At 52.2% G+C, this 20,249-nt stretch carries 18 protein-coding genes; 1 reads left to right on the forward strand and 17 read right to left on the reverse strand.

Annotated features, from left to right (window positions below):
• Positions 1-8 precede the first annotated feature (8 nt).
• The 16 genes from BLQ36_RS06095 to mnmA all read right to left on the reverse strand — a co-directional run bounded on the left by BLQ36_RS06095 (position 9) and on the right by mnmA (position 17,744).
• A complete protein-coding gene (locus BLQ36_RS06095) occupies positions 9-1,352 on the reverse strand; it encodes an MFS transporter (protein WP_074514627.1) in 1,344 nt (447 codons plus the stop codon).
• Positions 1,353-1,465: 113 nt separating this feature from the next.
• Complete coding sequence (gene rhaD, locus BLQ36_RS06100; protein WP_074514628.1) at positions 1,466-2,284, reverse strand: rhamnulose-1-phosphate aldolase; 819 nt, start codon at positions 2,282-2,284, stop codon at positions 1,466-1,468.
• Positions 2,285-2,299: 15 nt separating this feature from the next.
• Positions 2,300-3,559: an L-rhamnose isomerase gene (locus tag BLQ36_RS06105; RefSeq protein ID WP_074514629.1), complete on the reverse strand. Its 1,260-nt coding sequence runs from the start codon at positions 3,557-3,559 to the stop codon at positions 2,300-2,302.
• 17 nt (positions 3,560-3,576) lie between these two features.
• The gene (gene rhaB, locus BLQ36_RS06110) at positions 3,577-4,995 is read right to left on the reverse strand and encodes a rhamnulokinase (RefSeq protein WP_074514630.1); all 1,419 of its coding nucleotides are present in this window, start codon (positions 4,993-4,995) and stop codon (positions 3,577-3,579) included.
• Positions 4,996-5,214: 219 nt separating this feature from the next.
• The gene (locus tag BLQ36_RS06120) at positions 5,215-5,562 is read right to left on the reverse strand and encodes a VOC family protein (RefSeq protein ID WP_074514633.1); all 348 of its coding nucleotides are present in this window, start codon (positions 5,560-5,562) and stop codon (positions 5,215-5,217) included.
• 198 nt (positions 5,563-5,760) lie between these two features.
• A complete protein-coding gene (locus BLQ36_RS06125; RefSeq protein WP_074514634.1) occupies positions 5,761-6,387 on the reverse strand; it encodes a GNAT family N-acetyltransferase in 627 nt (208 codons plus the stop codon).
• A 196-nt stretch (positions 6,388-6,583) separates the two neighbouring features.
• Positions 6,584-8,068: a hypothetical protein gene (locus BLQ36_RS06130; RefSeq protein ID WP_074514635.1), complete on the reverse strand. Its 1,485-nt coding sequence runs from the start codon at positions 8,066-8,068 to the stop codon at positions 6,584-6,586.
• Between the two features lie 144 nt (positions 8,069-8,212).
• On the reverse strand, positions 8,213-10,099 hold the full coding sequence (locus tag BLQ36_RS06135) for a glutamine synthetase (protein WP_074514636.1): 1,887 nt from the start codon (positions 10,097-10,099) through the stop codon (positions 8,213-8,215).
• A 185-nt stretch (positions 10,100-10,284) separates the two neighbouring features.
• On the reverse strand, positions 10,285-11,925 hold the full coding sequence (locus BLQ36_RS06140; protein WP_074514638.1) for a hypothetical protein: 1,641 nt from the start codon (positions 11,923-11,925) through the stop codon (positions 10,285-10,287).
• A gap of 10 nt (positions 11,926-11,935) precedes the next feature.
• Entirely contained in the window at positions 11,936-12,682 is a 747-nt protein-coding gene (locus BLQ36_RS06145; RefSeq protein ID WP_074514639.1) for an ABC transporter permease, read from the reverse strand.
• Positions 12,679-13,434 carry an ABC transporter ATP-binding protein gene (locus BLQ36_RS06150; protein WP_074514640.1) on the reverse strand — a complete coding sequence of 252 codons (756 nt, stop codon included), beginning with the start codon at positions 13,432-13,434 and terminating at the stop codon, positions 12,679-12,681. The genes BLQ36_RS06145 and BLQ36_RS06150 overlap by 4 nt, the downstream gene beginning before the upstream one ends.
• A gap of 27 nt (positions 13,435-13,461) precedes the next feature.
• Positions 13,462-14,409 (reverse strand): ABC transporter substrate-binding protein, encoded by a 948-nt coding sequence (locus BLQ36_RS06155; protein WP_074514641.1) that lies wholly within the window; start codon positions 14,407-14,409, stop codon positions 13,462-13,464.
• A gap of 33 nt (positions 14,410-14,442) precedes the next feature.
• Positions 14,443-15,288: a hypothetical protein gene (locus BLQ36_RS06160; RefSeq protein WP_074514643.1), complete on the reverse strand. Its 846-nt coding sequence runs from the start codon at positions 15,286-15,288 to the stop codon at positions 14,443-14,445.
• Between the two features lie 11 nt (positions 15,289-15,299).
• Positions 15,300-15,716 (reverse strand): DUF3783 domain-containing protein, encoded by a 417-nt coding sequence (locus BLQ36_RS06165; RefSeq protein ID WP_074514644.1) that lies wholly within the window; start codon positions 15,714-15,716, stop codon positions 15,300-15,302.
• A gap of 16 nt (positions 15,717-15,732) precedes the next feature.
• The gene (locus BLQ36_RS06170) at positions 15,733-16,566 is read right to left on the reverse strand and encodes an NYN domain-containing protein (RefSeq protein ID WP_074514645.1); all 834 of its coding nucleotides are present in this window, start codon (positions 16,564-16,566) and stop codon (positions 15,733-15,735) included.
• 83 nt (positions 16,567-16,649) lie between these two features.
• The gene (mnmA, locus tag BLQ36_RS06175; RefSeq protein WP_074514647.1) at positions 16,650-17,744 is read right to left on the reverse strand and encodes a tRNA 2-thiouridine(34) synthase MnmA; all 1,095 of its coding nucleotides are present in this window, start codon (positions 17,742-17,744) and stop codon (positions 16,650-16,652) included.
• A 170-nt stretch (positions 17,745-17,914) separates the two neighbouring features.
• On the opposite strand from mnmA, the gene BLQ36_RS06180 reads away from it, so the two are divergent.
• Entirely contained in the window at positions 17,915-19,201 is a 1,287-nt protein-coding gene (locus BLQ36_RS06180) for a nucleotidyltransferase family protein (RefSeq protein WP_074514648.1), read from the forward strand.
• Between the two features lie 157 nt (positions 19,202-19,358).
• On the opposite strand, the gene BLQ36_RS06185 is transcribed toward BLQ36_RS06180, so the two are convergent.
• Positions 19,359-20,249, reverse strand: a complete 891-nt coding sequence (locus tag BLQ36_RS06185; protein WP_074514650.1) for a diacylglycerol/lipid kinase family protein — start codon at positions 20,247-20,249, stop codon at positions 19,359-19,361.

Here is a 20,249-nt window from a genome sequence, read left to right on the forward strand (position 1 = left end):
ATCTCCCGTTATTTATGAACCATAACATGTTCCGGGCTGGTATCGTCAACCAGCCAGCCGTTTGCGTCAATCTCATCGCCGTAGCGGTCACGGGTAATTTCGTCAAGAGTCTTGCCCCGATCATCGCCGCCCCAAAGGGTACCGGCCAGCCAACTGATTACGCAAAAGCCAATCATGAGCATTGCAGCAATCTGGAAGCCCAGTGCCTCCATAATCAGGGGAACCGCAAAGCCCCAAATGGCTGCGGAAAATCTCGTAACGAAGAAGGTAAAGCCCTGCGCCGTAGCGCGGTAACGCACGGGAAAGAGTTCGGAGCTCCAAAGCTGATAGAACTGCTGCTGCATGGAGAAGCCCCATACAATGGTAAAGAAGAACAGCATCCAGGTCTGGAGCATTTCCCCGGGCAGTGCCCAGACGAACCAGCTGATGACACCCAAGCCGGAGAAAATCGCGTAGACCTTGCGACGATTAAATCTATCCGCCGTGTACATGAAGATAATCGTGGTGAGAATACATACGGCAAAATTCAACGCTGTCATCCCTAAAGCCATGGAGTTGCTAAGATTGCCTACATGCTCATACACATAAGGCATGAAGAATCCATTGGTGCTGGCAGCCAGATTCCAGAATGCATAAACGCAGACGCACAGTGCCACTGTCTTGAAGCTAGTACCGCGCAGGATATCGGCATAGCGGACTTTCTTCTGCTGAATGCCCTTGGCAACCAGTTCTTCTTCCTGTTTCTTAGCAGCGACCCATTCCGTGGATTCCGGCATCTTCAGACGCTGATACCAGATCCAGGCAGCCACCACGATAAGGTGAGCGAAGATAATCCTGTTGCCCAGCAGGCCAAACATCTCATTCATGGGAATGGATGCAGCAAACACTACCACAGGGCCAAGCATCCACGCAATCTGGGCCGAGCCGCAGTGTTTCGCTCGATTCCTCGATGGTGCTTCTTCCGCAATAAAGGTCCAGGAAGCAACCACATCAGCACCAACCATCAAACCTACGATAACGTACCCCAACAGGAACATGGGATAATTCGTTGCCAGACAGATGATTGCCACACCAATCATATAGATGAGCAACGCCCAGTTGTACACAAACTTACGGCCATACTTATCGCAGATTTTACCGCCGATAAGCGCACCGATGGCTGCACCACCAGTGTTGGAAGACAGTGCCGCCAGAAGCCCCATCTGAACACTGCTCATGCCCAGATAATCCTGCCACATGGTGAGGCCTGAAGCTCCGGCCACAATCGAACCAGCGTCGATGTAGCTGATAAGGCCCGCAATCAGGGTCTTTTTCCAGGCAGACATGTTGTAATCGAGTTTTACGTTAAACATCTTACCCTTCCTTTCGCTCTCTCATCTCAATGTTATTAAAAAAATAAATATTGTGATAATTTCTATGATAAGCCAAGGAAGTCTCTAAGACTCCCCCGCCTATACAACTAAAATCAATCTATCAGATCTTTATTCAAGTTGATATTAAAATCCTCAGCCAAATCCAAGAAATTTTCCTTGGTGATGGTCTGGCGTTTGCCCCCCATGGAGCGAACTTTAACACAGATTTCCGAGGCCTTTTCCACTGTGTCCATAAGGCCGAAGGCTTCATCGAAATCATCCCCGCAGACAAATAGTCCATGATGCGCCCAAACAACCACCCGATATTTTTCCATAAGCTTGGTGGTCACATCGGCGATGGCTTTACCACCGGGCACCATCCAATGAACAACCCCCAATCCTTCGGGGAAAATCACCGGATCTTCCGTGGCCATTTCCCAGAGCTCCCGGGTAAATTCCTTGTCGTTTAAGGGCAGTACAAAGGTCAAGGCAATCAGGTTAGTGGGATGGGCATGATAGATAACACGGTTGCGCCCATCCGTCATCTTCTTTTTGAGCTCATGATTGGCCAGGTGCGTGGGCAGTTCGCTGGTGGGCCGGCCGCCACTCTCCAGCCCCCAGACAATTCCGTAGTTTTCCCCCTTATCATCAATCTTAATCAGAGCCACATTTTCTTCGGGAGCCAATTCCACATTCCGCATGTACTTGCCGCTACCGGTGACTAGGAAATATTCTCCGGCAAGGCCCGGTACCTTATTCCCAATGGGCAGCCATTCCGTTACTTCGTGCAGGCTGTCCTTCACGGCCTCCACCTCAACCTCAGCCACACGGTAGGTCAGATTTCCCCCGTTGCGTTCGTGCCACCCCTTTTTGAAGGCATCCGACGTTAGTCGGATAAAGCCCTCCATAAATTTCGCCTGCTTGATATCCATAAAATCTATTCCCCCTTATCGGCGTTTGGCCAGTACATTTTCTTCATATGCTTCAACTTTGGCGAACCATTCTCCATCCTGAGGGGCATCACTGCGGCTGCAATACTCTGCCCAGACATCACCGAAAGGCAGGGTCTTTAATTCTTCCTGTATCACCATGAGTTTGGTGAAATTGCCTTTATCCTGCAAGGCCTTCAGTTCATCCACCGGCTGCAGCAGGGCAAAGAGCAAAGCCTTTTGGAAGTTACGGTACCCCACCGTCCAGGCCGACACGCGGTTGATGGAAGCATCGAAGTAATCCAAAGCCATCTTTACCCGGCCGTCTAAACCGCCGCAACGGACAATTTCCCGGGCGATTTCCTTGGTTTCATCGTCAAAGAGCACCACATGGTCACTGTCCCAACGTACCGGGCGGGTCACATGGAGGGCAATTTCATCAAAGAAGGTCAGGAGCGCCGGAATCTTATCGCTGACCACTTCCGTGGGATGATAATGGCCGTTATCCATCAGCGGGATGCACTTATCCTTGTTCATGGCGGCATAGGTCAGAGCAAATTCCCCACTGCCTGCCGTGTAAGATTCCACGCCGATGCCAAAGACCTTGCTTTCTACACAAGGCTTGACCTGCTTGAAGTCAAAGGGCTCGGCTAAAATGGCATCGATACTTTCCTTATAGCGTTTCCGAGGGCCAAGGCGGTCACCGGGAATGTCTTTGAAGCCATCCCCTGTCCAAATGTTCATGACGCAGGGCTGACCCAGTTCTTTGGCCAGATAAGAGCTGATGCGGATCGAGGCCTTGCCATGATCAATCCAGAATTTGCGGGTTTCCTCATTGGGCGAAGACAAGGTCAGCGGGTCACACTTGGGATGAGAAAAGAATGTAGGGTTAAAATCGCAGCCCAGTCCACGCTCCTTGCAGAACTCCACCCATTTGGCAAAGTGCTTGGGCTCCAGCTTGTCCCTATCTACCCATTCGTCCTTGTCAAAAATCGCATAATTGGCATGGAGGTTCATCTTGGGCTTCCCCGGCACCAGGGAAATCACCTCATCGATATCCGCCATCAGTTCCTCAGGGTTGCGAGCTCTGCCCGGGTAATTTCCCGTGGTCTGAATGCCGCCGGTTAGGGGTTTATTGGGGTCCGTATCAAAGCCCCGCACATCATCCCCCTGCCAGCAATGCAGGGAAATACTGACATCTTTCAGCTTTGCCAGTACTTTTTCCACATCAATGCCTAAGGTGGCATATTTTTTTGCCGCTTCTTCAAATCTGGACATGATTACGCCTCCATTTATCAAAATACCAATTTGCCTTCCACTTTTTCCATGGCAAAGGACTTGGCTACTACCTGCCGTGCCTCACGCAAATCGGCAAAACATTCATCTCTAAGCATCTGAGCCAACAAGTTCCCGATAGCCGTAGCTTCAACAGGCCCGGCGAAAACTTCCTTGCCCGTTTCTGTAGCCAGCAGAGCATTGAGGAACTTATCCTGACAGCCGCCCCCCACCACATGGATGCGGCCATATTTTTTTCCCGTGACCTCTTCAATTTCTGCCACTGTTTGTGCGTAACAGCGAGCCAGACTCATATACACGCAGTAGAGGAGTTCCCCCTCCGTTTCCGGCACTTCCTGATTATGCTTGCGGCAGTAATCCTTAATGGCTTCAATCATACTGTTCGGTGCTAAGAAGGATTCGTCATTGACATTGACCACAGAAGTGAAATACCTGCCAATATAGGCCAGCTGATAGAGCTCTTCGAAGGTATATTTGTGCCGGAACTCCCGTCGCAGGGACTGCATCATCCACATACCCATGATGTTTTTCAAGAAACGGTAACGGTAATGGTAGCCCCCTTCATTGGTGAAGTTGTAGGCACGGCTCTTCTCCGTACAGTCGGGAATCAGGCGTTCAATGCCCATCAGCGACCAGGTTCCGGAACTCAAGTAAATGCTGTCGTCCGTGATGGACGGCACCGCCATTACCGCCGAACCCGTATCATGAGTAGCAGGCAGTACGACCTCAGTTTGAAAACCAACTTCTGCCTCTATCTCCGGGCTTAATTTCCCTACCACCGTCTTAGGCATATTCAGCTCACCAAATATATTAGTAGGAATCCCCAGCTTTTCCAAGAGTTCATAATCCCAATCCCGGGTCTGAGCATTGACCAGCTGCCCTGTGGTGGCGTTGGTGTACTCGTTTTTCTTTATGCCTGTCAGCCGGTAGTTGAGGTATTCAGGAATCATCAGGAAGCTTTCTGCTTCATCCAATAGCTCCGGCGTTTCCTTCTTAATGGCCAACAGCTGATAAATGGAATTGAACAGCTGCTTTTGAATGCCGTTGCGGCTGTAAAGTTCCTCATCGCTAATTACCCGGCGGACTTCCTCGTCCATGCCCTGGGTGCGGCTGTCGCGGTAAGCCACCGTGTCCCCAAGGATTTTCCCCTCCTTGTCCAACAGCACAAAATCAACGCCCCAAGTGTCAATGCCGATGCTGGCGGGAATCCTCTCCCGACGCTGACATTCCTTGATCCCTGCCACCACCTCTGCAAAGAGATGCTCGATATCCCAGCACAGATGGCCATTCCGCTTCACCAGCTTATTTTCAAACCGATATAGCTCCTCCAGCCTGATTTTCCCATGTTCCAGCCAGCTCAGGATGTGCCGCCCGGAAGATGCCCCAATATCAATGGCCAGATAGTACGTATTCGCCATTTTGCCAACTCCCCTAAAGAAAACCATGTTGTTTTTGTTCGTTTTCTTTCGTCTTATTTTTGCTTACATGCTCATAATACAACACAATAACAGATAAATCAATAGCAAAGACAGATATTTTTCTTTCTTTTTTTTGTTTTTTGTTGCCTTGCCGTAAAAAAAGAAGCCCGTCAAAGTTGTACCACCTGACGAGCATCTCGTTGCTTATATTATTTTGGATTATGTCTCAATGGGAAACAGCTCCAATAGCAAGCCATCTGGCAGCTGCACCCACTTTTCCGGCTTTCCCTCCACGGAATGCACGCCCTCATAAGCCAGCATTTTCGCCAGCGTACCCGTAAAGTCACGCACCCTTATCCCCAAGTGATGGGCCTGACCGCTTGGAACTGTAGCGGGAGCCTCGATGAGCTGAATACCACCATCGAGCCAAACCTGCTGCAATTTGCCATCATTTTCCCGCCGCCGGGTCACAGTCATGCCCAACACCTCTTCAAAAAATGACACGCTCCAATGAATATCGGCCACCGTAACCGCCGCATGATCAATATACGCCTTTTCCTTTGTCATCTGCCGCCACCATCCTTTTATACTACAACATTTTCCCTTATTATTTCGACATAAAAAAAATTTCCCCTATCCGCGATGACGTTTCATTCTAGTCATCTGCAGAGATTTTTCCCCATGCAAAAAGCCGTTATTGTATGAATCGCTTCACACAATAACGGCTTTCTTTGTCATAGAACGGTTACCGATAAACGAAAACCTTTAGAAAATCTGCCCCGGCAATACCAGTTTTTCCTTATAGGGAAAGGTTTTATCAAAGTCTTCGGCCGCATATTCGTCCACAAAGTACCCTTGCGGCGTGGCATATTCGCCGGTGATTCCAGCAAGATACCCTGGTATCAGCTCTTTGCACAAAAAGAAGGACGAGTCCTCCCCCTCGGGCAGGCCATGATAACGAATGCCAAATTTACTGGCATAGTCAAAGCCGCTCTTGCCGTAAAAGCCAATATTTCCTTCAAAGCACAGGGCACCGCAGCCAAGCTCGGCAGCTTTTTCGAGACTAAAGTCCAGCAGTTTCTTGCCATAGCCTTTTCCCTTTAACTCCGGGCAAATGCAGATGGGGCCCATGGTCATGATGGGGATTTCCCGGCCATCATCGGCCATGATTTTAGCCCGCATGAAGATATTCTGGCCAATCAACCGGCCATCCTTCTCCATGACAAAGTCCAGTTCTGGTACAAAGTCCGCATCGGTCCTCAGGCAGTGCAGGACATAATGCTCCAAACAGCCAGGACGATAGACATTCCAAAAGGATTCCCGTACCAGATTTTCCACATCGCGCTGTTCTTCGCGTTTTTCCAAACGGATACTATAGTCATTTTTACTCATTGTTTATTTCCTCCTGATGATTGTTGACTGCAATACAGGGAGGTTTGCGCGAAATTGTAGTTACGCCAACCTCCCGATCAGCCTACAATCTCCAAGGTGTTGTGTTTCAAACAGCAATCTCCTTAATACGAATAATCAATACACAGTTGAACAAACTCGTTCAACACTTATATTCTATTACGATATTCCTTCTTCGTCAATCTGCACTGCTGCCCATTCGTGCCTGTTTTTCAACCACAAATTTTTCTGCCAGCTGCTTTCCTATCTTAAGCCAGGCAGTATGCAGCTGCGCCTGCTGCTGGATTTCTTCAGCCGGCAGGCCTGGCCCCTTATCATCCTCATCGGTGATAAACACAAAGGGCTGGCGTGGTGCCTCGCGCTCGTCTACGCGCCGGAGCTTATCGGTAAACTCCATATCCTTGCCCTCTGGCTTGCGGCCGCGCAGCACGTCTCCTGCGGACTCCGCCTGCTTATCGTTCTCCTTGCCCAGCAGAGCATCCAACAGCTGTCCTTCCTCCTCAGCCTGGCGGCGCTGCATAGCGAGATAGTCAAGTCCCTGCGCTTCTTCCTGCTTGTGGTCCTGCTTTTGCTTCTGCTTGGCCTTGGCAGTTTGTACCGAACCGCCAAAGGTCTTGGCGATAGCCTCCTGCACTTCTTCCTCGAAGGATTCGCTCTCGGTGTCAATGGGACTGCCACCCTTTACCTGATTTATCATCTTGCGGATTTGATTGACGATGTCATTCTCCCCTTGCGGGTCTAGTTCATTCAAGGCGCTGGCTAATGTATCGTAAAACGAGTCATCCTTGCCGTAATCCTCCAAGAACCGGTTCAGCTGCGTGGCCAGTACGCCAAAGGCACCACCCTGCGTATTTTTCATCCGCATATCATAGCAAAACGTCTCTTCGTTGAAGGTCACTACGGGTGCCGACACCGCATCCCCATAAAGCGCCGCATAGGCGTCTTCATAAGTCGCATGGGGTTTTAGTATCTCGCCGACGGTATCGGTGATATATCCCTGCATCCACTGACGGACTACGGACTTCCCGTTTGCAATCTCCTGCTCCTGCGTCAGGGTTTCTTCGATGCCCGTCGCCTCCGTCCAACGGTAATGCTTCGTAGCGATTTCCGTTACTGGCGTATAGAGGCTTGCCGATGTATCAAGAACCTCGGCAGACGTAGCCGCAGCCGTTGCTGGCGGCTTGTCCGCTATGGCAAAATCCTGCTCGATTGCCGGCAAACCTAACTCCTTATAAGTCGCCGGCACCTGCGAAAATTCGCCCATCGGAATCTCTGAAACGATCTGCTCCAGCCGCTTTTTATCCGCCTCGGGGTCATAAGGACTGCCCTGTGAATAGTACCTTTCATTGCACTGCTGATAATAGGCAATGCCGCGCTCCAGTGCCGCCAGTTCATCGTCCCGCGTCCAGCCCTTTCCATAGGGCGTATAGGGTGCGTAAGCACCATTGGCTGGCTCCAGCCAGACCTTCCCTCCCTGTACGCGTGTCGATATGCCTTCCAGCAAATTGGCGGCGATATCCACCTGGTAAGCCGGTGCCGTCAGAAAAGACGGCGCAGCGGCCGCATCGCTCTGATTTTTTGCCTTACTGTCTGCCTTGTGGGCAGCACTTAGCTGATAGTCGATAAAACCAGCACTGGCCGACTCTTTGGTTCCAATCATCATGCGATCATCCTCCTTGGTGCAGATTTCCCCTCTCCCCTATATATCGGATATTTCGGAAAAGTTATAAGGCTGCTCCATAAAAGTTTCTCAAAACAAAAACGAGACCATCCCGAAAGATGGTCTCGTCATACTGATAGGAATCTATCAGATCATGTTCTTGGAATAGGAATCGTAGAGAGCCTTGAGCTCCTCGACCTTGTCGTACATCTCGACCTGCAGGCCAGATGCCGTTGCATAGTCGCCTTCGTTGAGGGCGTTGATGAGCAGCGTGAACAGCGATTTCTCGTCGATGCTGTCTTTCGCCAGATAGGTGCGGATGCCGTTGATCTTGTTCCAGTTGTAGGAATCCTGATCCGTGACGAAATCGGATTTGATTTCGCGGGCTTTGCGGACGATGTCGCGGTTCTCCGGAATGATGCGGGCGATGAGCTCGGTCTTCCAGCGGATCAGGGCACCATCGCGGAAAGCGTTGATGATCTGGTCGTTGAGGGCACCGCCGCTCGTTACGACAGCTTTCTTCTCCGGATAGTTCTCGAAGTTCTGCATGTTCTCCCAAACCGTAGCCGGCGGAGCACCAAACAGGCGGTCACGCTCTTCTTCGGTGTAGTCTTCGAAAACATCCTTCTCGGAGCGATATGCGCGGTCTTTCTCGAGGTAGAAGCCTTCCTCGCCAGCTTCCTTAGAAAGCTCAGCCAAGAGCTCTGCCGTCGTGTGCTTGACAGCGACCTTGATGCCGTCGAGGCATGCCGAGTAGATGGCAGCGAGGACGAGGTAGGTATTCGTGTACGGGTTGCAAGCGCGGAGCTCGAAACGCGTAGCATACGGGTTGCCCAGGTCGCGGATAAGGCCGGCGAGGATCGTACGGTTACGGGACGGCTGATCCGGTTTGTGGCCCAGGGAGGTAACGATGCAGACCGGAGCCTCGAAGCCCGGTTTGAGGCGGTTCAGCGAGTCATTCGTAGCGGATACGAACGGGTTGATGGTCTCATAGTTCTTGAGCAGGCCCATGATGGCACCATAGCCGACGGAGCTCATGAAGTCTTTCAGCTGATCATCAGCCGTGAACAGGTTGTGGAGCTTGCCGTCCTTCGTGATGGTAGCCATGCCGATGTGGGTGTGCTCGCCATTACCAGCAAGGCCGATCATCGGTTTCGCCTTGAAGCTTACCTCGAGGCCCATGGAGCGGAATACTTCCTTGACCACCGTGCGGACGAAGATCTCGTTGTCGGCAGCCTGCAGGGCATCGGCGAAGCGCCAGTCAATCTCCAGCTGCTCGCAGACATGGGTCATATGGCCGTTCTCATCGATCTGTGCCTTGAGTCCGCCGACCTCTTTGTGGCCCATCTCAACACTCAGGCCGTATTTGTCGAGCTCCAGCAGGCAGGTCTCCATAGCCGTGCGGACAGCACCATGAGTACGCTCCCAATACTGCTCCTGCATGACCTGGGAAGCGGACATCTCTTCGATAGCAGCCTCCTCCAGCGGCGTCTTGACCCAGAACTCCAGCTCCGTAGCCGAGGTGAAGGAGATGTCGACCACGTCGTTGCCATCGATGCTCTCAAGGCCGGACATCTTCGGATTCTCTTTGAAGAGCTTCAAGAGCTCATTCTTGACGAATTCCATCGAGTCAGCAAGGACGGCGCGGGAGTCAACGCGTTTGCCCTCATGCACGAGGAAGGACGGGATGCGCAGCGTGCCGACCGGCTTGCCCGTTTCGTCATCGTAGTATTCCATGTTGTAGTCAACGAACCAGTTGACAGACGGATCGATTGGCATATCGACTTTGGCGTTGTTCAGCGTAGCGATACCCGTGAGTACGACGGAAGAACCATCGGTCTGGACAGCCGTGCCAGCATAGAAATCATCGATATCTTTAAGGAAAATACGGACCGGAATTTTTTCATCCGTATCATTGCCGGCCATATCGACACCGACGAGGGAAACAAACTTGATTTCCGGATGCGACTTGACGAGTTCAAGTACTTCTTCTTTGCTGGAGTTTGCCGGGATTACATAGAGTAAATCTTCCATCGTGTACCATCCTTTTCATAAATCAACACAAACGAAAAAGCCATACAGAATAATCCGCCAGACGATAATGTCCGCAGGTCTTATCCTGTATGGCTCCATTGCCATAAGCTATTTACTTACAGATGATATCTTAGCACAGCCTAAAAGGTTTGTAAAGGTCTATTTTTTGTATACATAATAGCCTCCTAGCGGGCATTGACCACCTGCCGTTGGACACGGCTTTGAAGTTCCGCTTCAAAATCCGCGCTACTCTGCCCGTACACCTGGCGAAAGGCCTTTTGCGCATCTCCCGTTGCGCGGGTGGCTTCGGCCCAGCGCACCAGCGACGGCCAGCCCCGGCGATTCACCAGCTCAGCCGTGGCGTATTCAGCCATTACCGAGGCCGTATCGTCTGAATAGCTCTGGGAAACTTGACGGAAACCGTCCACCGAAGTCATCTGGGCCAATTGTGGAATGCGTCCGGCCTTGCGCAGGGAATCCAGCCACGCCCGTTGATACTGCGGCAAGGTTCCCAGTCCCTTTTCGCCCAAGCGAGCCACTCCCATAAGGTACCCAGACCCACGCATAAGCCACTCAATGCCGCGCTCCGGCTGGCCCATCCGCTGTCCCTGCATCACTCGCATCAGCATGACCCCCACCGTGAAACTCTGCTGACGGTCGGATTCAATCTGGGAGGCATTCAAAAGAACCGTGCTGCCATTTTCAATCCAGAGGCTCGAAGCGGCCAGCTCCTTTGCCTGGTCCTCAGGAATACTGCAATAGGTCGTGACGGCTTCGGCCAGGTCCTCCTGATTATTGGCCAGAACAATCTGATATTCACCGTGGAGCTGCTGTCCCAAACGATTTTGGAACATGGTCTGCACAGCGCTGGTCTCAGCCTCCAAGGAACGAACCAAGGCCTGGCTCACGCCCTCCCGAGCTTCAAAATGGAGAATAGCAGGCTTCGTCTGTTCTTCTTTCCACCAGCGGTCAAACTGCCGCAAAAAATCCTCGAGACTGATGCCAAAGGTGTTCTGGAAAGTCACCTCGCCTTGCTTAGTTTCCTTTAACTGCCGGAAATACTGGGCCAGTTTTTCGCCTTCGTGGCCCTTGGCTCTAGTCACCAGCAAATACCAAGTCATAAGGTCTGACATCTGATAGGAATGCAGGTCTTTTCCCATCAAGGCCTTGCGCTGCTCTAAGGTATTGTGCTGCAAATTTTCCGGTGAAACGGTGCGGGGCGCCCCCATGAGCTCGGCCTTGACGTCTAAAATCCATTTCTGCATGGACTTGCCCCCCAGCCTTGCGGCCAAATCAGCCCCCACGTAATCTGCCGAACCTTCCTCCAGCCAAAACAGTGCCTGTTCATCGGTATCGTTGCCATCGCTGAGCTCATACTGCACCTGATGGAAAAGCTCGTGGCCCGTAGTACTGATGCGGTCACTGCTGCTGTTCATGACGCCAGCTTTGCCGTTGATGGCCGTAATGGCCTTTTTGCCACCAGTCCAGCCGCCGGAAATATCGGCAATGGCCTTGGCCTCCTCCGGTTCTAAGCCAAATTCCCGCTGAAGAATCTGCTGATAGTCCCCTTCGGTACCGCCCACAAAGACTTTGACATTTCGCTGAAGCCGGACGCCCATGGTCTGTTCAATGGTCCGGTTAAAGGCTTCGCAGGCCTGATGAACATCCCGCATCATCGCTTCACTGGGCTGGCCCTCCGTCATGACTTTGATGGAGCCATCCCCCGCCTGCTGGCCAAAGGGCAGCCAATCGCCGCGCCCCATAAGCCAAGCCACGCCAGCCGCTGCCAGCAGCAGCAACAGAACGAGACAGCCGAATTTTTTCATTGTCACCACCTCACTTTTGCCAACGACAGGTTATGTATTCCAACAAGTCCAGCATGCCGAAGAGCAAAAGCCCCAGCAAACTCAGAACCACAATCCCTGCATACATCTCCAAATAATTTACCCGCAGCCAGGCATCCATAATGTAGTAGCCCATTCCATATTGGGTGCCAAAGGTTTCGGTAAAGAACAACACCGAAACCGCTGTCGCCATTGCCACCCGAACAGCCGTCAAAAATTTTGGCAAGGATGCCGGAAAAATCACATGGCGGAAAAGCTGCCAGAAGGACGCCCCCAGCGAGTAGAGCGGGTAGTAGGTCTCTTCGGGAATTGCCCGGATGCCATCACGCAGGGCAATGACCACCTGAAAGACGATAATCAAAAAAATCATCAGGATTTTTGACCATTCCCCCACGCCCGTGAGCAACATCAAAATCGGCAGCAGGGCAATTTTCGGTATGGGATAGGTAAGATACACCAGCGGCGCTAATAACCGGTCCGCCTGTTTAAAATATCCCATGACAAGCCCCAAAGGATAGCCGATAAGCACCGCCAACCCAAGGCCTGCGGCAATGCGCCAAAGGCTGTAGGCACTGTGAATGGCAATGGCGCTCACAAAGACATGACCAAGTTTTGTAAATACCTTATCCGGGGTGGGAATAATTGGCAGTTCGACTAGCAAAGCCACTGCCCACCAGAACAGCAGCAAAAAGACAGCGCCCAGCACATAAGAGCGCAATACTAACTTGCTTTTCCTCATGCCTCAGCCCCCATTTCTCGGATTTTTTCCCGAAGGTTCTGCCCCATAGCAAAGAACTCCGGTTTATGCCGCTCTTCGGCACTGCCGGCCAACGGATTATCCATTACCTCCTGCACCGAGCCAGGATGAGCGGACATCAGGGCAATCTGCTGCCCTAAGTACAGGGCTTCTTCCACATAATGGGTCACCAGCATTGTCGTGATGTGATTTTCCTGCCAAAGGTCCAAAAACACCTCCTGCATCTCTTCCCGGGTAATGGCATCGAGCGCCGAAAAGGGCTCATCCATCAGCAGGATGTCCGGGCGCAGCAAAAAGGCCCGGGCAAGTCCCACCCGCTGCTGCTGACCTCCGCTCAGCTCATGGGGAAACCTCTTTTCAAGACCGGCAATACCCAGCCGCTGGCAAAGGGCCTGGCCGCGGGCTTCCAAGTCCGCGGACTCCTCCCCCTTGATACGGCAGCCAAGATAAATATTTTCACCCACTGTTTTCCAAGGCAAAAGCCCATAATTCTGCGGCATAAATCCGATTTTCATTTCCTGGGGATTTACGGGGCAGCCGTCTATCCGCACGGTGCCCTGAAACTTCCGGATCAAGCCTGCCACTACCTTCATGAGTGTGGACTTGCCGCAGCCAGAAGGCCCTATAACGGCGCAGACCGTCCCTTTCGGAACGGTCAAGCTTACATCATGAAGGGCACTCTGTTCGCTTCCATCGGCATCATACCCGACAGATAAATGCTCTACTTCAATCATGTTATGAATCTCTTACTTTCACTAAAATTATTTGCCAAACAAATCCAGAACGATATCCTTGTAGCTGTAGCTTTCGGAAATCAGATTTTTGCTTTTGAGCCAGCTGAGGCAATCCATCACATCGCTTTCCTTGGGCAAAGCTGCTTCGTGATATTTCGGCAACTTCAACGCATCCTTGGCTGCCGGCGGGAAGCCCCCTTTTTCGATGACGAGATCGATGTACTCGGAACGATCCGCCTGATTCAAATAGGCCACTGCCTTGTTATAGGCACGATACATGGCCTGAATCTCTGCCTTTTTGCTATCGGTTGCTTTCGCCGTGAACATGATGACGCCGGGATTGATGCCCAGCTCATCAGACCCCGTCACATACTTACAGCCATTATGGACGGCAATGCTTGCCATCGGTTCCGGCAGGGTTGCGGCGGCGAGCTTGCCATTCTGAAGCATCTCCAGCCGCGTGGGAATCTGCGGAATGATGACCTTGTTGATGCTGTCGCCATCCATGTTTTCCTTGGCAAGAATCTGATCCGTCACGTATTCGATAATGGTATTGCGCGATACCGATACGTCTTTACCAGCTAGACCTTTGACATCCTTGATGCCCGAATCCTTGCTGGCAATCAGTTTATAACTGCCATCGGTAAAGGAGGTGACTTTCACGTCAAAACCGCCGGATTTCGCAAAGGCAACAGCCAGCATATCGGAAACCGCACCGTCTAAGTTGCCGCTCTGCAGAGCCGAATCCCGGTCCATGGCACTCTTGTACTGCTGAAGATTTACGTCCAGCCCCTCTTCTTTAAAGTAACCCTTTTCCTGGGCGATGATAAAGGGGACCGAATCCGTATCCGGCATCAAGCCGATGGTAATCGGCTGAAGGTTCTGCTTGTTGCTGCCAGCCTCTTTAGAAGTGCCACAGCCAGCAACGACGGCCATGGAAAGGACCGCCAATACTATCGCAACTATCTTTTTCAAGGTTATGCCTTCTTTCTTATCGTCTTAGGGCAATCAGTGGGACAACCAGCCCTCCAGCAGGTCAGCACCGACTTTGGCATAATGGATGGCCTGATTGATAACGCCCTTGTTCTCCTCATAGGCAGCCGCCGCTTTATCCTTTAGCTGACTGGCCTCGGCCTTCATGGCTTCTACCGAATCCAGCTTGGAATTAACTTCATCCAGCATGCGCTGAGCATCCTCGATGGACTTGCCCACATCAGCTGCCGCCGTATCACTTTGCGCACTCTGCTGTTTGTTCTGCTCCACCTTTTGCCGGCGGTCTGCTTCTTTGCCCGTCACCTTATCGATTATCTTGCCGATGGTAGAACTCGGAGCACTGTCATCCAGCTGCTCATTGCGGCCTTTGGCCCGGCTGGACTGCTCTTCCAACTGCCGCTGGCGCTCCTGCAGTTCCTTCTTCTGTTTTTCCAATTCCGCCCGGCGTGCCTTAAGGTCTGTCTCCTGTTCGGCAATCTGCTTTTCCTTGTCCTTCATTTGCTGTTCCTGCACCTGCCGTGCATGCTGCGCTTCGGACTTGTCCTGATTATAACCAGCAATCATAAAGCCGATAAGAAGGGCGGCAGCAAAACCACCACCAAGCAGCAAAGCCCGTTTACGCTTCGGCGTCAGGAATTTCTTCTTCTGTTCCTCCGCTTTGGGCTTTTTGCCATCCGGCGACAACTCCCGCACTTTGCCCGCAGCCTGACCAGCTTGCGGGAAGGGAGGCTTAATCCCCAAATCATCTCCTAAGGCTGGCAGTTCCTGGGTATCGGAGAGCTGCGGCTTTTTGCCTTTTTTCAGCGCCTCCATATCCTCCGGACTCATATATTGCGTTTTTTCCAGGTCTTCGTTTTTCATGGTTCTTGCTCTTACTCCGTTTTCTGTTTTTCCTTTTCCTGTTGCTGGACCATAACGGCATGCTCCTTCTGCATAGTCTCACAGAGACGGCGCAGGGTCCACAGGGTATTAAAGGGGGTTACCACCGATTTGTACTGCACCTTCGACACACCGGCACGCCGTAGCGCCAACAGCACCTCATCCAGGCGCTTGTTGCGAATATTCTGCAGCACCATCACTTCATGGGGAAAGACAAAGTCGTCATCGGCATCAGGTTTTTCCGCTGCCTTGAATCCCTTCATCCCCAACAGATAGCCGACTTTTTGGGTCCAATCGTCCACCGGAATCACCTTTGAAACAACCCCCATACGGCTGAGCACCTTGCGGGCCAGCTGTAATTTTTCCATATCGCGAAATTGATAGAATAAAACTTGTTCTTGTCGTTTCATCCAAAGTGCTCCTTTATCAGTGGGCCAAGCCCCTCATAATCAGATAGGTAACGAGTTCATCTAAAGATACCCCTTCTTCCTGCTTGCGCTCTTCTAACGACTTGCGCAGGCTCTTGGGCAGCTTGACCGTCATCATGCCATCGGCTAACTGCCCTGTTGGAGATACAGTTTTAACTTCTGCCACTTTGGCAGAAGCTTCGCGTTTCTTTACCGCCGCCTTCTTGGGGGGCTCTGCCTTCTTCTTTGGCTCAGCCTTGGCCTTAGGCTCAGCCTTGGCCTTTTCCAATTCCAAAACCTTAGCCTTGGCACTGTTCTTCTTGGTACTCTTAGCCGGCTTTACCGCTTTGGCTTTCTTATCCTCAGTCACGGCTTCCTTTTTCTTTTCAGCCTTTTTGACCGGCTTCTTTTTTTCTTCCGGCGGATAGACCATAAACTCATTGTAGGCGTTCCGCAGGATTTCGCTGGCCTGCTTGGTCCCCACACCGATAATATAGGACGGCGTCTTCGAGTTTAAAAGCTCGGCGATGCGGACAAAATCCGAATCTGTCGTGATGATGAAGAACTTGCGAACGCCCTCCTGATAAAGCAGCGCCGCTGAATCGTAAATCGCCGAATCCAGCGAATTCTTGCCCTGATACGTGCGGCTTATCTGGCGGAAGGTAAAGCCCGGGCGGCGCATGAGTTTTTCCCAACGCTTCTGCTCCGGATGAGCCTCCCAGTCCGATACAACGATGGTCCGGCAGGGCTGGAACCGCCGTGCCTTGCCCAAGGTGTAATTTAGCATCTCAAAGGGCGCGTTTTCGATATCGTATAGTATTGCTACTGTTTCATTACTCGAATCGAGTGTCATACAATCCTTCTTTCGCTATTTCTTGTCTCATAATAGTCACAAATGTATCTATTCGACCTGCTCGCGAAAAATCCTGCTTTGGCTTAGCAAACCGGACGACAGGCTTCCTCAATGACACCGCCGCCCACTACGGTATCCCCATCGTAGAACACCACGGACTGTCCCGGGGTCACTGCCCGCTGGGGCTCATCAAAGTTCACCTGCAAACGGCCGTCCTCGCGCAGGGTGAGACTGGCCATGCTTTCGTTTTTGCCATAACGGATTTTGGCGGCATAGCGGCAGGGCTTAGTAAACTCGTCAAAGGCAATCCAATTAAGATCCCCGGCGATGAGTCCACCCGCATAGACATCGCTGGCGCCGCCAACGATTACCTGATTGTTCTTCATGTCAAGTTCCGTCACGTAAAGGGGCTCTGGTGCCGCAATACCAAGGCCCTTGCGCTGGCCAATGGTATAGAGCGGTACACCGTCATGACGGCCCAGCACCTTCCCATCACGGTCAACGATATTGCCCGGCTTCAGACAGGATGGATTCTTATCCCGCAGGAAGGCCTTGTAGTCGTCGTGGGGCACAAAGCAGATTTCTTGGCTGTCCGGTTTATGGGCCACCGGCAGATTGAACTTCTCCGCCAATTCGCGGGTGTGCACCTTCGTCATGCCACCCAGCGGCAGCAGAAAATGACGCAGCGTCTTCTGGTTCAGATGATAGAGCGCATAGGACTGGTCCTTATGGGTGTCAACGCCCTTCTTGAGAACGAAGCGGCCGTTTTCCTCCTGCTCGATACGGGCATAATGCCCCGTAGCCAAGAACTCTGCCCCCAGCTCCAGCGTCTTATCAAGCAGCAGACCGAACTTCATATAGCGATTACAGGCAATGCAGGGATTTGGCGTCCACCCCTTGGCGTAATCGGCCAAAAAATAATCGATAACATCCTTTTGGAAGGCCTCTTTAAAATTGACCGTATAATGTGGGATACCGATGGTCTCCGCCACCCGGCGGGCATCGTCGACGCTGGCCAGACTGCAGCAGCCCCGATCGTTACAATCAAAGTCGCGGCTCTCCTCCGAGAGGCGCATGGTGATGCCAATGACCTCATAGCCCTGTTCGACAAGCAGCGCTGCCGTCAAGGAACTATCCACACCGCCGCTCATGGCCACTACTACTTTTTTCTTTTCCATCTATTTCAATCTCCTATATCCGTACGAAATATCATGCGCTATAATCGCATTCGTATCTTTAAGTATAACATATTCTCGCCCAGACCCAAAGGAATCTTGTCACAAATGCCCCGCAAATGCTAAACTAAACAAAGAACCTATTCTCGTTAACTAGCACAGGAGGCATCGTCATGCACGTTACCGGTATCATCGCCGAGTACAATCCCTTCCATAACGGCCATCGCTATCAAATCGAACAAATTCGCCAGACCTATCCCAAAAGTATCGTCATTGCTGTCATGAGCGGCAGCTTTGTCCAGCGTGGGCAGGCAGCGCTTTTCGACAAATGGCAACGTGCCGAGCTGGCCATTGCTGGCGGCTGCGACCTAGTCCTTGAGCTGCCCTTCGCCTTCTCCTGCCGCAGTGCCCAGGACTTTGCCCGCGGTGGCGTACGCCTGCTAACGCGGCTTGGCTGCGTCGACACGCTGGCCTTTGGCGCCGAATGCCCGTCCCTAGTCACGCTCAAGACCATTGCAGCGGCCATTGACTCCGATGCCGTCCAAAGACAGCTGCACGAGCGGATAAATGACGGAGCCTCCTACGCCCAAGCACTTACAGAACTTACCGCCACGGCCGCCGGTGCCGACGCAACCCTTTTGCACGAGCCAAACAACATTCTTGCCATCGAGTACCTGCGGGCACTGGAAAAAACGCCCGGCATCAAGCCACTATTGATTCCCCGGGCCGGTGCCGGCTATCATGACAAGGACATCAGCGCCACCAACGCCAGCGCAACAGCCATCCGACAGTTGTTGCATAAAGCCGCTGTCGCCGCGCGAGCCGCCGACGGCAAACTGCTCGCGGCCCAGCTAACAGAACACGACGCTCACGCGCTGCGCCAGTCGTTACCACCAGCCAGCTTAGACGCACTCCAGCGACTCGCAGTCTCCCAGCTGCCAGACCATAACCGCCTGCTTCTGCCATTGCAGGCCCTAATGCTACGCACCGATAACCAAGCCCTAGGCAAGTTTGCCGGTATCAACGAAGGCCTGGAAAACCGCTTGCGGAACTGCCTGCAAACAACTACAACCTATGGGGAACTCCTAGCTGCCGCCACCACCAAGCGCTATTCCCGAAGCCGCATCGCCCGCACCCTCATCCACCTAATGCTCGGCGTCACACAGACACAACTGGATACTATCGACAAGTCCGGACCGCTCTACGCCCGCATACTCGCCTGCGGCCACCGCGGGCGCGACTTACTCCATCGCATAAAAAAAGCGGAAACACTTCCGCTCATCACCAAAACCAGTGCCTACCTAACCAGCACCCAGCGCGCCCAGGGCCTTGACACCTTATCGCCCCTGCAGCAACAGCTTACCCTTGACACCATGTCCACCGAACTGCGCCAGCTGATTACCCCGCAAACAAACAAAAAGCGCAACGACTTCCAACAATCCCCACGCTTCTTTTCTTAAAGCATGGTTGGTACTTTTCGATAACAACCACATATATACCGTCAAAAACTGGAGTTTGACTTGTCAATTTGACCGGTCAACTGCAGGCAAAAACACAATAAACCAGCAATGCAATAGCGGGTGGTTGACTTTTCAACCACCCGCTTAACCATTCTGCTTATCTTTTTCCATCACAGTAAACCGCAATGGCCTGCGGCACCGTTTCGATGGTTAAGGGCAGCAATGGGCCGATTTCTCCATCCAAATCACTCTGCAAGGGTTCTGCCGCTTCAATGCGGAAGGTTTCTGCCTGAATGTGCAGAACCTTATCCTTCTCCGACACCGGCTTTCCTGCGATAAGGTCAGCGGTTACAGCCATCAGGGAAGGCACGCCGCATTTGCGGATAGCCAACAGATCCAATTTCCCATCGGTGACCGATACGTCCTTGGCCACATTTTTCATGCTGCCCACCACGGCGCTGTTGATGACCACAAACAGGAAAGCCTCCAGCTCATGAAGCACGCCATCGGCTTCAATTTTCAGCGGTACGGCGTGGAATTTTGGAATCTCGCCCAGGCCTTTGATATAATAGGCCATCTTGCCCATGGCATTTTTGAGCCGCGCGTCCACTTCGTGGGCAATGCCTGTCATCATGCCAGCGCTGGCCACGTTGATGAAATAGTCCTCACCCACCTTGCCCAGGTCCATGCGACAGGCTTTGCCAGCGGCGATGATGTCGAAATACCTCTCCATGTCCTCATTGATTTTGAGATAGGTGGCAAAATCGTTGGACGTACCACTGCCGATGATGCCCAGGGGCAGGTCGATGCCGTTTTTCACCATCAGATTGACGCACTCGTGAACCGTTCCGTCACCGCCAGCAGCCAGCACCCCTTCCGGCTGGGTCTCACGGACAAAATCGACAAAATCCTCATTGCCTTCTTTTTTCGTCCGATACAAGAGCAACAGAATGTTGCGGCGCTGAAAGGCCTCAATCATACTATCGAGTTTATTCTTGAAGGCTGCATGCCCCGATACTGGATTATAGAAAAGGACCAGCTTTTTCAA

The organism is Selenomonas sp. WCT3 (assembly GCA_900100835.1).
In the GTDB taxonomy this organism is placed as follows: Bacteria; Bacillota; Negativicutes; order Selenomonadales; family Selenomonadaceae; genus Selenomonas_A; species Selenomonas_A ruminantium_E.